The organism is Flavobacterium sp. (genome assembly GCF_035195345.1).
In the GTDB taxonomy this organism is placed as follows: Bacteria; Bacteroidota; Bacteroidia; order Flavobacteriales; family Flavobacteriaceae; genus Flavobacterium.
This window is the reverse complement of sequence record NZ_CP136574.1, coordinates 2,696,932-2,710,926: the sequence shown is the minus strand read 5'-3', so window position 1 is coordinate 2,710,926 and position 13,995 is coordinate 2,696,932. Positions and strand designations below refer to the sequence as shown.

Here is a 13,995-nt window from a genome sequence, read left to right as displayed (position 1 = left end):
ATTTTGAGATATTTCATAGAATTTGCTTACAACGGAAAAAACTTCCACGGATTTCAGAGTCAACCTAACGCCGCTTCGGTACAGGAAACTTTGGAAAAAGCACTTTCTACTTTATTCAGAGAAACTATAGCGATTGTAGGTGCCGGTAGAACTGATTCAGGTGTACATGCTAAGCAAATGTACGCTCATTTTGAAACCGAATTAGCATTAGATTCTGATTATTGGTCACATAAATTGAATTCATTTTTACCGCCATCGATTGTAGTATTTCGTATTTTTAAAGTGTCCGAAGAGGCTCATGCGCGTTTTGATGCCACATCAAGAACCTACGAATATTACATGCATACTTTTAAAGATGCTTTTATTAGTGATGGAAGTTGGTATCACTCCCATTCATTGGATTTAGAAAAAATGAATGAAGCGTGTAAAATTTTATTTGAATACATTGATTTTGAGTGTTTCTCTAAAGTACATACCGATGTTAATACGTTTAATTGTAAAATTTCGGAAGCACATTGGAAACAATCGGGAAATCAGCTTATCTTTACCATCACTGCCGATCGATTTTTGCGCAATATGGTAAGAGCAATTGTAGGAACTATGGTAAACATAGGGTTAGGAAAAATTGATGTATCCGATTTACGCAGTATCATAGAAAGTAAAAACCGAGGAAAAGCAGGGTTTTCAGTGCCAGCACACGGCTTATATTTAGTTAATGTTAGGTATCCGTATATTGAAGACAGAAAATAGATTTTAGAAAAATAGAACAAAGTATATAGAAAATAGATAAATGAAGTTCATCAAATCCAATTCACTAAAAAAAGTATTGCACTATGCGAAGCCTTACCAAAAAAGGTTCAATTGGGTGATTGTTTGGGCTATTTTACTTTCAATTTTTGCCGCTGCACGCCCGTATTTACTAAAACAGACCGTTGACCAATACATCAAACCCGAAGATAAACATGGTTTATTATTGTATGTAATTATCATGGCAACAGTTCTTTTACTAGAAGTAGTAGCTCAATTTTATTTTACATATTGGGCCAACTGGTTAGGACAAGATATTATAAAAGATATTCGTGAAAAATTATTCCATCATATTGCCTCATTTAAAATGAAATATTTTGATAATGAGCCCGTTGGAAAACTAGTAACTCGTTCGGTTTCAGACATTGAATCGATTGCTAGTATTTTTAGTCAAGGATTGTTTATGATTGTGAGTGATGTACTGAAAATGATTGTTATTTTAGGTATCATGTTTTTCATGAACTGGAAACTATCCATTATTGTACTATTAGCCATGCCTGTTTTAATCTACGCAACGGATATTTTTCAAAAGAAGATGAAGGTGGCTTTTAATGATGTTCGAAACGAAATTGCCAATCTAAATACTTTCGTTCAGGAACGATTAACCGGAATGAAAATTGTGCAATTGTTTAATAGAGAAGCTATTGAATTAGAAAAATTCAAAGAAATCAATCAAAAACACAATGTGGCATGGTTAAAAAATATTTTATATAACTCCATCTTCTTCCCTATTGCCGATATTGTTTCCTCTTTAACCCTTGGGGGCATTGTATTTTATGCAGGTATTTCAATAATGAATGGAGATACTGTAACAACTGTTGGTGATTTATTTGCATACACCATGTTAATCAACATGTTATTTAACCCTTTACGCCAAATTGCGGATAAATTTAATGTCATGCAAATGGGAATTATTGCAGCCGATAGAGTATTTGAAATCTTGGAAAAAGATGAAAATGTTCAAGAAAACGGGACTGTAACAGTTAGTCATTTTAAAGGATTAATTGAATTAAAAGAAGTACGTTTTAGCTACATTGCAAATGAAGAAGTTTTAAAAGGAATTAATCTTCAAGTACAACCCGGTGAAACCATAGCCATAGTTGGAAGTACAGGTGCTGGAAAATCGACCATCATTAATTTATTGAATCGTTTTTACGAAATTAATTCGGGTGAAATTACTATTGATAACCGAAACATCAACGAATATACTTTAGAAAGTCTTCGCAAACAAATTGCCATTGTTTTACAAGATGTTTTCTTGTTTGCGGATACCATTTATCACAACATCACCTTGCATAACGAAGCCATTTCGAGAGAAGATGTAATTGCTGCAGCTAAAAAAATTGGTGTGCACGATTTCATTATGACCTTACCGGAAGGTTACGATTACAACGTAAAAGAACGTGGCGTGATGCTATCTTCAGGACAGCGCCAATTGATTGCTTTTTTGAGAGCGTATGTAAGTAATCCAAGTATTTTAATTTTAGATGAAGCAACCTCATCGATAGACACGCATTCTGAGGAATTAATTCAAAAAGCTACAGAAACCATTACCAAAGACAGAACTTCTATTGTTATTGCTCACCGCTTGGCAACCATTGTAAATGCTAGCAAAATAATCGTAATGGACAAAGGTCAAATCGTGGAACAAGGCACGCATCAAGAATTATTAACGAAAGCAAATGGATATTACAAGAAGTTGTATGATTCACAGTTTGCTGTTGAAGTTGAATAGTTATCTTAGTCGCAGTCTTCAGTCGCAGTCACAGTTTATCATGCTGTCAAACATAACTTGAACTAACATTTTTTCTTAGGAACACAGATTTAATAAATTTTAGTAATTTTTAAAATTTATTAAATCTGTGTTCCTAAAATTATAATTTATTTGAATTTTGGAATTTGAATTTTGAAGTTTATTTAATTTTATTTCCTTAAATTCGCAACTTATAAATAAAACTGAAATACTTTATAAAAATGAAATACGATATCATAGTTTTAGGAAGTGGTCCTGGTGGTTATGTAACTGCTATTAGAGCATCACAATTAGGCTTTAAAGTAGCCGTTATTGAAAAAGAAAATTTGGGTGGAATTTGTTTAAATTGGGGTTGTATTCCAACGAAAGCATTATTAAAATCGGCTCAAGTTTTTGATTACCTAAAACATGCTTCCGATTATGGATTAACTGTTACCGCATTTGATAAAGACTTCAACGCTGTTGTAAAACGTTCTAGAGACGTTGCAGAAGGAATGAGCAAAGGTGTTCAATTCTTAATGAAGAAAAATAAAATTGATGTGATTGATGGTTTTGGAAAAGTAAAACCAGGTAAAAAAGTAGATGTAACAGCTGCTGACGGAAAAGTAACTGAATATACTGCAGATCATATCATTATTGCAACAGGAGCGCGTTCTCGCGAATTGCCAAACTTACCACAAGATGGTAAAAAAGTAATTGGATACCGCCAAGCAATGACGTTACCTGAGCAACCAAAGAAAATGATTGTTGTAGGTTCTGGTGCGATTGGAGTTGAGTTTGCACATTTTTATAACGCAATGGGAACAGAAGTGACGATTGTAGAATTTATGCCAAACATTGTTCCTGTAGAAGACGAAGATATTTCAAAACAAATGGAACGCTCTATGAAAAAAGCAGGCGTTTCTATCATGACCAACGCTTCTGTGGAACGAATTGATACTTCTGGAAACGGAGTAAAAGCATTCGTTAAAACCGCTAAAGGAGAAGAAGTTTTAGAAGCGGATATCTTATTATCAGCAGTTGGAATTAAAACCAACATCGAAAACATCGGATTAGAAGAAACAGGTATTGCTACCGATAGAGATAAAATCTTAGTAAACGCATATTACCAAACTAACGTTCCTGGTTACTACGCTATTGGTGATGTAACGCCAGGACAAGCTTTAGCGCACGTTGCTTCTGCAGAAGGTATTTTATGTGTGGAAAAAATTGCAGGTTTACACGTGGAAGCGTTAGATTACGGAAACATTCCAGGTTGTACGTATGCAACTCCAGAAATTGCTTCTGTGGGTATGACTGAAAAACAAGCGAAAGAAAAAGGATACGAAATCAAAGTAGGTAAATTCCCATTCTCAGCTTCAGGAAAAGCAAAAGCAGCAGGAACGCCTGACGGATTTGTAAAAGTAATTTTTGATGCTAAATACGGCGAATGGTTAGGTTGCCACATGATTGGTGCCGGCGTTACCGATATGATTGCAGAAGCTGTTGTAGCTCGTAAATTAGAAACTACAGGACACGAAATCTTAAAAGCAGTGCACCCACACCCTACCATGAGTGAAGCGGTGATGGAAGCTGTAGCTGATGCTTACGGTGAAGTGATTCACTTGTAGTCTTTAGAACAAAGAAAATAGATTTTAAAATATAGATTAAATCCGATTTGTGAAAGCAGGTCGGATTTTTATTTAATCATATTCCTCAAAGCATAAAGTAAATAATGATATGAAAATTAATTTATGTTAAATTTGTTTAATTTTTATTAAATAACATAAAACAAATTAATAAATTTGTAACTATTATAAATAATTAACGTATGAAAAAGTATATATATATATTAGTTATTGGATTATTGCATATCATTTCAATACATTGTTCGCATTCTCAAGAAGTAATTAAATTAATTGGCTTTACTTCTAATGGTCAAACTATTGATAACCTTGTCAAATGGAATGCTGGTCAAACAAATTTTACAAATGTAATTCCCGTTGATTATGTCGGTGTTTTGGGAGGCTCTTCAATATATAATTCTAATAATGGAGAGTACTATTCAAGGATTCTACTAAATGAAAATAATAACTACGTTAGTAAGTTGCTAAAATATAACACTCAAAATAATACTATTACATTAAACGAAGTAACTAGTGTTAATAATGGATCGGGAGAAGTTGATATGCAAAATGGTTTTCTCTATTCTTATGATTCTGATCAAGAAAATAATGTTTATTTAAATCGTTACAATCCAACAACACAGTTATCTACAAATTTGGGTTATTATAATAGTAATGATATAGGAATTCTATTTCCAGATGGAAGTTGCTATGATTCAGACAACAAAATATTCTATTTTATTACACAAGATGAAAATGTAAAAAAATTAGTCAAATCGACAATTACAACTAATGGCTTCTCTTATAACGTTACCCCTTTGTCTGGACCAAATATCATTGGAAATATTGGCTTAGAATACAGTAATGAACAAAATAATATTTATATCATATACCCACAATTTAATTCAAACACCAGTACTTCTACTTTAAATGTAGGTATATTAAATTCTGAAACTGGAGAGGTTTCTAACTTAGTAAATATAGTAGAAGTTACAGGACTTCAGGTTTTCAACAGAACATATGATCAAGCAACTGAAACATTGGTTTTTATTGCTATTGATTTAGATAACCAACAAAGATTATATAGATACAATACAATTACCAATCAACTCGTAAATCAAGCTTTACCACAAAACACAATTATAGAAATTGAAGCCGACAATTATGATTATGCATTAACCCGTTTTGGAATATTAGGAAATACTGAAAATTTTTTAAACTCAATTACTATTCATCCTAATCCAACTAAAGACATGTTGACTGTACATTTCAATAACTCAGATTCTGAATACGAAATTTTTGATCTAATAGGAAAATCGGTTCAAAAAGGCACGATTCAAAATGGACAAAAAATTGATGTAAATCATTTTAAAAAAGGTGTTTATATTATCAACCTCAAGTCGAATTCATTTAATGAAAATAAAAAAATTATTGTTGAATAAGCTATAATTACATAAACAAAATAGTATCATGTAATGAAATAGTTTTACACAAAAATGTATTTTTTTATGGTCAAGACAATTCAAAATAATCCTTTAGTGTGGTTACAAAAATGATTCAGTTTTATAGTAAAAAATATACTATAAAACTGCATCTTTATTTCAATTTCTCTAGAGAATTTATATGTTTTCTGTACAAAAATTTATTTATTTCTCTAGGGAAATTGATTAATTTCCCTAGAGAATTTATTTTTTAAAACAGTACATTCAAATAATTAAGCAGTAAATGGCACAAAAATAATGGTTTCAACGGTATAAATTTCTAAAAAATTAACTCATTAAATTTCAATTAGATCCTTGATTTATGTAATTAATAACCTAAATAGTATAACATTTAAAGGCTAAAATTGACTAACCTTTGTTTCATAAATATTTAAACAATGAAACAAAAAAACGTTCTAGTAACTATTGCGATAGTTTTAGCTACTTTAATTATTTGTTGCGCAGAAGATGATTTTCAAGAGACTGCTGGGATGTGCCCAATGATCATTGATAAAAATCCAGATAAAGCGGCTACAAACATACCTCTTAATCAAGTAATCACGGTTACTTTTAATGAGGAAATGAACCCTTCAATTTAAAATCTATGGTGAAGGTGAAAACGAAAAAGTAGCACCTTTTGAAAATAAATATCCTGAAGAACGATTTTATAATAGAACTATAATTATAGATATCATAAAATAAATATTAAAAAATCCGATTTGAATTCAAATCGGATTTTTTTTAACAAGTTAGGCGTTAAAGAGCCTTATTTTGTTATAAAAAATCACTACCTTTGGTAAGTACTTTACAAAAATTATCATCAAAAAATTATGAAACAGTATTTCGCAAACATAATTGAAATGATAAAATCTTTCTTAAAAGAAATTGGCGAAATATCTTATTTTGCAGGTCGATTTTTTAGAGAATTTCTATTTCCACCCTACGAATTTAAAGAATTCTTACGCCAATGCTATTATATTGGTAACCGTTCACTATTTTTAGTTGGGGTAACGGGATTTATTATTGGATTGGTTTTCACGTTACAGTCGCGACCTACCTTGCAAGAGTTTGGAGCTGTTTCTTGGATGGCTTCCATGGTGAGTGTTTCTATAATTAGAGAAATTGGTCCAATCATCACCGCTTTAATTTGCGCGGGAAGAATTGGATCGGGTATTGGAGCCGAATTAGGTTCTATGAAAGTTACCGAACAAATAGATGCTATGGAAGTTTCAGGCACCAATCCGTTTAAATATTTAGTCATAACCCGAATTCTAGCTACTAGTCTAATGTTGCCGCTGTTAGTTATTTTTGGCGATGTGTTGGCTATCTATGGTTCCTATTTAGTGGAAAATGTAAAAGACAATGTATCGTTTCAACTTTACTTTAATCAAGTTTTTAATATATTAGAATTTAGCGATCTTATTCCGGCAACCTTAAAAACATTTTTCTTTGGTTTTGCCATTGGATTAATAGGTTGCTACAAAGGGTATTATTGTAAAAAAGGCACGGCTGGCGTTGGAAAAGCAGCCAATGAAGCAGTTGTTTATACCTCTATGCTCCTATTTGTAATTGATTTTATTGCCGTTTTTGTAACCAACATTTTTTATGACATGTAATATGGAAACAAAAAAAGAGCCCATAATAGTAATAAAAGATTTGCATAAAACTTTTGGAACCAACACCGTTTTAAATGGCTTTCATATGGTTTTAAACGAAGGAGAAAACTTGGTAGTAATGGGGAAATCAGGTTCTGGAAAATCGGTGATGATTAAATGTGTTATTGGATTAGAAACACCCGATAGTGGCTCTATTTTTGTAATGAACAAAGAGATTAATATGCTTGAACGCGAGGAAATTGACGAACTTCGCACCGAAATTGGCTTTCTTTTTCAAGGAAGTGCCTTATATGATTCAATGTCAGTTCGAGAAAATTTAGAATTCCCATTACGAAGACACACCAAAAAATTTGGCAAAATTGATGACACCACTCCGTTAGTTATGGAAGCATTAGAAAGTGTAGGTTTAGCAAGCGCAATTGACTTAATGCCAAATGAACTTTCTGGCGGTATGAAACGTAGAATTGCCTTAGCTAGAACCTTAATACTAAAACCAAAAATAATTTTATACGACGAGCCTACAACAGGTTTAGACCCAATAACTTCAAAAGAAATTATACTTTTGATGCAATCCATTCAAGAAAAATACAATACTTCCTCTATTATCATTACGCATGATGTAGATTGTGCCAAAGCAATCGCAAATCGAATGGTTTTATTAATAGATGGAATTAACTATATTGAAGGGACTTTTGATGAATTAAACGCTTCAAACGATCCGAAAGTGCAAGCCTTTTTTAAATAAAATAGTATGGAAAAAACAGATCGACAAAAAATACGATTGGGTTTATTTATCATTATAGGTTCGCTATTTTTTTTAGCAGCAATCTATTTTGTGGGAAATAAGCAAAATTTATTTGGTAATACAAGTAACCTAAAAGCGGTTTTTGGCAATGTAAGCGGCTTACAAGTAGGAAATAACGTTAGATATGCCGGAATGGATATTGGAACCGTTAAGAGCATTGAAATGGTGAATGATACAACTATAAATGTATCAATGGCCATTGAAGATAAAATGCTAATACACATTAAAAAAGATGCCATAGCCACCATAGGTTCTGACGGATTAGTAGGTAATATGATTATTAATATTATTCCAGGAAAAGGAAATGAAAATGCTGTTATTCCTGGCGATATTATTCAATCTTATAGTAAATCTAGCACTGATGAAATGCTAAAAACATTAGATGTAACCAACAAAAACGCAGCACTTTTAACTGCCGACTTATTAAAAATAACGCATGAAATCAACAAAGGAAACGGAACCGTTGGTGTACTTCTTCGAGATTCATTAATGGCGCAAGATTTAAAAGCTACAATGAATTATTTAAAGGAAACCACAAAAGGAACCACTGCATCTGTAGCTAATTTAAATAAAATGATTGCTGATTTGAATCAAAAAGACAATGTAATTGGCGTTTTAAAAGATAAAGAAGTGGCATCACAAATGAAAACTATAATTACCAATTTGGAAAAATCGAGTACTGAAATTGATAAAGTGGTAACCAATTTGAATGCTACTATTACCAACATCAAAGAAGGTAAAGGAGCTATAAATTATTTATCAAACAATCCTAAACTTGTACAACAAATTGACTCAACTATTACAAATGTAAACAAAGCTAGTATAAAATTAAATGAAGATTTAGAAGCTTTAAAACACAATTTTTTGTTTAGAGGCTATTTCAAAAAACAAGCTAAGGAGAAAGCGAAGCAAGGGAAATAGCTATTGATGTAAATAGCTGCTGAAACAAATTTTTTATTCAGAAAAATCAAAATCATACATAAATTCATTAAGTAGACCTTCAGAGCTTTCTAATCCAACGATATCCATTAGCTCTTCGTAATAAGTGCATATTCTTTCGCGATTTTCTGTATCTAATTCTAAATATATTTTTGAGAATCTTTTTAAGCCTTTTTCAATTGCATTTTGGTATTCATTATCAGAAGCAATTCCTTTACTCGCAACATTTTGAAAATCTTTAGCCGATTCATTTATCAATTCGGTTAATATTGGTTTCAATTTTTCGTCTCCAATTCCCGGATAAAATATTTTCGAATCAGGTAAAAACTTTTCTTTTGAAATAAATTCTTCAAACTTACTCATAGCGGTATTTGGAGTGTTAATTTTATTTTGACCACATGAATTAAATGTCGTTAAAAAGATAATTGAAATTAAAAAAGTAAACTTTTTCATTTAGTTGGTTATATAATTTATTTAATCTATTCGCTACGTTCAAGTCTCCTTCGTCGAAAGGAAAAAATTAAGCCTACAACTTCTCCTTCACCAACTTCAAAACCAATTCAAATTGCTCTTTTTTACTAAGTGATGAATTATCAATTTCAATAGCATCAACCGCTTTTACAAGTGGCGAATCATCTCTATGAGTATCAATGTAATCACGCTCTTCCACGTTTTGAAGTACTTCTTCAAAAGTAACGTGTTGTCCTTTTTCTACTAATTCATCAAAACGGCGTTGTGCTCTAGTTTTCGAACTTGCTGTCATGAATAATTTTAATTCGGCATCTGGAAAAACAACGGTACAAATATCTCTTCCATCCATCACAATACCTTTGTCTTTGCCCATTTCTTGCTGTTGTTCTACTAATTTAGCACGCACTTCAGAAATTTCGGCCACTTTACTCACCATGCGTGAAACTTCAATGGTTCTGATTTGCATTTCAATATTTTCGTTATTCAAATACATTTCAGCAAATCCTAAAGTAGGATTGAATTGAAAACGCAAATTAATCGTTGGCAATTGAGCAATCAAACTGGGTTTGTCTAAATGTGTTTCAGAAACCAAGTTGTGTTGCATCGCAAAATATGCTACAGCACGATACATTGCACCGGTATCTACATAAACATAACCTAATGCTGCAGCCAATTGCTTAGCCAATGTACTTTTTCCTGTCGACGAAAAACCGTCTATTGCTATGGTAATTTTTTTCATATTTTGTCACGAAAACGCTATGGCGCTAGTTTCTATTTAATATTTTTCTAAACTAATAATTTTAAAACATATAAGTCATAAAAGTTTTTTAAGTATTACTTTATGAATAATGAAGTTCATTTAAGCTAATCACTAATTACTTTTCACTAATCACTCTTTTCTACTCCAAATCAATCATCAATCCAAACAAACTGGTATTGGCTGCTACGGTATATCTTGAATACGAATAATCAAATTTAACCTTTCCAAATCGAATTCCAAAACCAACGGAAATTCCAGAGAAATTTCGTTGCTCTAAAATTCGTAACTCTTCACTTCTTCTAAAATTATACCCTAATCTAATATTAAAGCCTTTCTCTGGAAACAATTCTGCTCCTAAAATTAAATGGCGTAAAGCATTGTTAAAAAAAGACACTTTTTCTTCTGTAGTACCTCCATCTAAGTTACTCTCTGCCCTGTTTGGATTTGAAAAAGCTATATTCCATTGTTGTAAATTTTCAAAGGTCATGTGCCAACGAATGGGAACATTTTCCATCAATTGTGAAATTCCAGCATCTATAGCTAAAGGAAGTTTTTCATTGGTATCTTCATAAGGTTTGATTTGAAATCCTAAATTTCTAACCGTTAAACCATAATTAATGTCGTTATCATAATCAACATATAAAAATCCTAAATCTACAGCAGCTCCCCATGAATTATAACTTTCTAAGGTAGATGAAATTAATTTTGCATTGGCACCCACATACATATCTGTCCATGGCAAATTATAAGCATATCCAAACGACAAAGCGGCTTCGCTTCCAGTAAAATCGGATGTTTGGTTGCCTAATTCGTCTCTTCCTTCAAAAGTTCCGTAATTGATGTAACTAATTCCTGCGTGAAAGGTTTGTAAATGTCGGTCATAAGTATACGCGTAAGCAGCCGTTCCGTAGGACACTTCGCCATAATAACTTCCGTAATTTGCAGATAATCGATTGTGCATTTTTGCATTAATTGTAGCCGGATTATAAAACGCTTGATTTACATCGTAATCAACGACTGTAACCGTTTTTCCTCCTAATGCAGCTTGTCTTGGTGATTGTGCTAAGTTTAAAAACTGATATACACTTTTACCTCCTATTTGACTAAAAGTAGTAGTCGATAGTAGAAATAATAAAAGAATTACAATTTTTCTTCGCATTGTATGGTTTTAATCTTACTTATAACGCAACTGCGAAGATAAAATTATATCAGATAGTAAACAAAAAAAGAACTCTCAATAAATGAATTAATGAGAGTTCTTATTGGTATACTATTAAATTCCTAGTATTTATTTTTTAAAATCCAATGATTTTGCATTTTTTACCTTTTGTTGGGTAATGGCAATATCTAATACTTCGCTCATTTTATCCACATAATGAAACGTTAAACCTTCAATGTAGTTTGGTTTAATTTCCTCAATATCACGTTTGTTTTCTCTACATAAAATGATTTCTTTGATATTGGCTCTTTTGGCAGCTAAGATTTTTTCTTTGATACCACCAACAGGTAATACTTTTCCTCTCAAGGTAATTTCACCTGTCATCGCAATATTTTTCTTGATTCTTTTTTGAGTAAATGAAGAAACCATTGAGGTTAACATAGCAATACCAGCACTTGGTCCGTCTTTTGGAGTGGCACCTTCTGGCACGTGAATATGAATGTTGTAATTGTTTAAAACTTCAGGATTTATGCCTAAAAATTCAGCATTTGCACGAATGTATTCCAAAGCAATTGTCACCGATTCTTTCATAACCGTTCCTAAATTCCCAGTCATGGTCATGGCTCCTTTTCCTTTCGAAATTAAGGATTCAATAAATAATATATCGCCTCCTACAGAAGTCCAAGCTAATCCAGTAACTACACCCGCTACATCATTATTTTCGTATTTATCGCGTTCCATTCGAGGCGATTTTAATACTTCTAAAATATCGGCATCCGAAACTTTTACGTTGTAGGTTTCGTCCATTGCAATTGATTTTGCGGCATGACGCACCACTTGAGCAATTTTTTTCTCTAAACCACGAACACCTGATTCACGCGTATAACCAACTACGATTTTTTCTAATTGTTTTTTTCCAATTTGTAAATCTTTTGCGGTTAATCCGTGCTCTTTTAATTGTTTTGGTAATAAGTGTGTTTTTGCAATCTCGATTTTTTCTTCAATTGTATAACCCGTCATTTCGATAATTTCCATACGATCACGAAGTGCAGGTTGAATGGTTGACAAACTATTGGATGTTGCAATAAACATCACTTTTGATAAATCGTATCCTAGTTCCAAGAAATTATCATGGAATTCTTTGTTTTGCTCTGGATCTAAAACTTCTAACAACGCCGATGATGGATCGCCATTATGACTGGTCGATAATTTATCAATCTCATCTAAAACAAACACTGGATTTGATGTTTTTGCTTTCTTAATATTTTGAAGAATTCGTCCTGGCATAGCACCAATATAAGTTTTACGGTGACCACGAATTTCTGCTTCGTCCCGTAAACCACCTAACGACATTCTGATGTATTCTCTTCCTAAAGCTTCGGCAACCGACTTTCCAATGGAAGTTTTTCCCACTCCTGGAGGTCCGTACAAACAAAGAATTGGCGATTTCATATCGTTACGCAATTTCAAAACTGCTAAATGTTCGATGATCCGTTTCTTTACTTCTTCTAAACCGTAATGATCTCTATCAAGAATTTTCTGAGCGCGTTTTAAGTCGAAATTATCTTTTGTAAACTCGTTCCAAGGCAATTCTAAAAACAACTCGATATAATTGCGTTGAATACCAAAATCGGGTGAATTTGGATTGGTTCGTTGCAATTTAGATAGTTCTTTTTCGAAATGTTTTGCTGTTTTATCGTCCCATTTTTTCTTTAATCCTTTGGCGCGCATTTCTTCAATTTCAGCTTCATACGAAACACCTCCCAATTCCTCTTGGATGGTTTTCATTTGTTGCTGTAAGAAATATTCGCGTTGCTGTTGGTCTAAATCAAATCGAACTTTGGATTGAATATCGTTACGAACTTCTAACTTTTGAAGCTCTAAGTTCATAAAACGTAAGGTTTCAAGCGCTCTATCTTTTAAATTAGGAATCGATAATAATTTTTGCTTTTCTTCTACTGAAAGATTCATATTCGAAGAAACGAAATTGATTAAAAACGGATTACTTTCAATGTTTTTAATAGCAAAAGTAGCCTCAGTAGGGATATTTGGACTTTCCTTAATAATTTGAATAGCTAATTCTTTGATTGATTCTACAATCGCTTTAAACTCTAAATCTTTTTTATTTGGACGTTCTTCCGTAACCTCTTTAATTTTAGCTTTAAGATATGGCTCTTCTTGCGTAAAATTCTCAATTTCAAAGCGTTTTTTCCCTTGAAGAATTACGGTTGTATTTCCATCAGGCATTTTTAAAACACGCATGATTCGGGCCACTGTTCCAATATGATGCACATCGCTTGGTGATGGATCTTCTTCGTTTTCATCAATTTGCGCCACTACACCAATAATTTTTCCTTTGGCATTGGCATCATTAATCAATTTAATTGATTTATCTCTTCCTGCGGTAATAGGAATTACAACTCCAGGAAATAAAACAGTGTTTCGTAAAGGTAAAATGGCTATATCTTCAGGTAAAGCCTCATTATTCATTTCTTCTTCATCTTCCGGCGTCATTAAAGGAATCAATTCTGAATCGGGATCCATTTCCTGAAGTGACAAATTGTCAATCGCTAATATTTTGTGATGTGGCATATGTATAA

12 protein-coding genes are annotated in these 13,995 nt (G+C 32.5%); 8 read left to right on the top strand and 4 right to left on the bottom strand.

What is annotated here, in order from left to right:
• The first annotated feature begins 3 nt into the window (after positions 1-3).
• The 8 genes from truA (at position 4) to RSE15_RS12575 (ending at position 8,987) form a co-directional block, all read left to right on the top strand.
• Positions 4-750 (top strand): tRNA pseudouridine(38-40) synthase TruA, encoded by a 747-nt coding sequence (truA, locus tag RSE15_RS12610; RefSeq protein WP_324068900.1) that lies wholly within the window; start codon positions 4-6, stop codon positions 748-750.
• A gap of 40 nt (positions 751-790) precedes the next feature.
• Positions 791-2,542: an ABC transporter ATP-binding protein gene (locus RSE15_RS12605; RefSeq protein WP_324068899.1), complete on the top strand. Its 1,752-nt coding sequence runs from the start codon at positions 791-793 to the stop codon at positions 2,540-2,542.
• 239 nt (positions 2,543-2,781) lie between these two features.
• Positions 2,782-4,170 (top strand): dihydrolipoyl dehydrogenase, encoded by a 1,389-nt coding sequence (lpdA, locus tag RSE15_RS12600; protein WP_324068898.1) that lies wholly within the window; start codon positions 2,782-2,784, stop codon positions 4,168-4,170.
• A 200-nt stretch (positions 4,171-4,370) separates the two neighbouring features.
• Positions 4,371-5,606, top strand: a complete 1,236-nt coding sequence (locus RSE15_RS12595; RefSeq protein WP_324068897.1) for a T9SS type A sorting domain-containing protein — start codon at positions 4,371-4,373, stop codon at positions 5,604-5,606.
• 437 nt (positions 5,607-6,043) lie between these two features.
• Positions 6,044-6,244: an Ig-like domain-containing domain gene (locus tag RSE15_RS12590; RefSeq protein ID WP_324068896.1), complete on the top strand. Its 201-nt coding sequence runs from the start codon at positions 6,044-6,046 to the stop codon at positions 6,242-6,244.
• Between the two features lie 231 nt (positions 6,245-6,475).
• The gene (locus RSE15_RS12585; protein WP_324068895.1) at positions 6,476-7,261 is read left to right on the top strand and encodes an MlaE family ABC transporter permease; all 786 of its coding nucleotides are present in this window, start codon (positions 6,476-6,478) and stop codon (positions 7,259-7,261) included.
• Position 7,262: 1 nt separating this feature from the next.
• Positions 7,263-8,006 carry an ABC transporter ATP-binding protein gene (locus RSE15_RS12580; protein WP_324068894.1) on the top strand — a complete coding sequence of 248 codons (744 nt, stop codon included), beginning with the start codon at positions 7,263-7,265 and terminating at the stop codon, positions 8,004-8,006.
• Between the two features lie 6 nt (positions 8,007-8,012).
• A complete protein-coding gene (locus tag RSE15_RS12575; RefSeq protein WP_324068893.1) occupies positions 8,013-8,987 on the top strand; it encodes an MlaD family protein in 975 nt (324 codons plus the stop codon).
• Between the two features lie 33 nt (positions 8,988-9,020).
• Here RSE15_RS12575 and RSE15_RS12570 read toward each other — a convergent pair whose 3' ends face one another.
• The 4 genes from RSE15_RS12570 to lon form a co-directional block, all read right to left on the bottom strand.
• Positions 9,021-9,458 carry a DUF4844 domain-containing protein gene (locus tag RSE15_RS12570; RefSeq protein ID WP_324068892.1) on the bottom strand — a complete coding sequence of 146 codons (438 nt, stop codon included), beginning with the start codon at positions 9,456-9,458 and terminating at the stop codon, positions 9,021-9,023.
• 73 nt (positions 9,459-9,531) lie between these two features.
• Positions 9,532-10,215: a (d)CMP kinase gene (cmk, locus tag RSE15_RS12565; protein ID WP_324068891.1), complete on the bottom strand. Its 684-nt coding sequence runs from the start codon at positions 10,213-10,215 to the stop codon at positions 9,532-9,534.
• A 160-nt stretch (positions 10,216-10,375) separates the two neighbouring features.
• Positions 10,376-11,395 carry a type IX secretion system protein PorQ gene (porQ, locus tag RSE15_RS12560; protein ID WP_324068890.1) on the bottom strand — a complete coding sequence of 340 codons (1,020 nt, stop codon included), beginning with the start codon at positions 11,393-11,395 and terminating at the stop codon, positions 10,376-10,378.
• A gap of 129 nt (positions 11,396-11,524) precedes the next feature.
• The gene (lon, locus tag RSE15_RS12555; protein WP_324068889.1) at positions 11,525-13,987 is read right to left on the bottom strand and encodes an endopeptidase La; all 2,463 of its coding nucleotides are present in this window, start codon (positions 13,985-13,987) and stop codon (positions 11,525-11,527) included.
• Between the last annotated feature and the right edge of the window lie 8 nt (positions 13,988-13,995).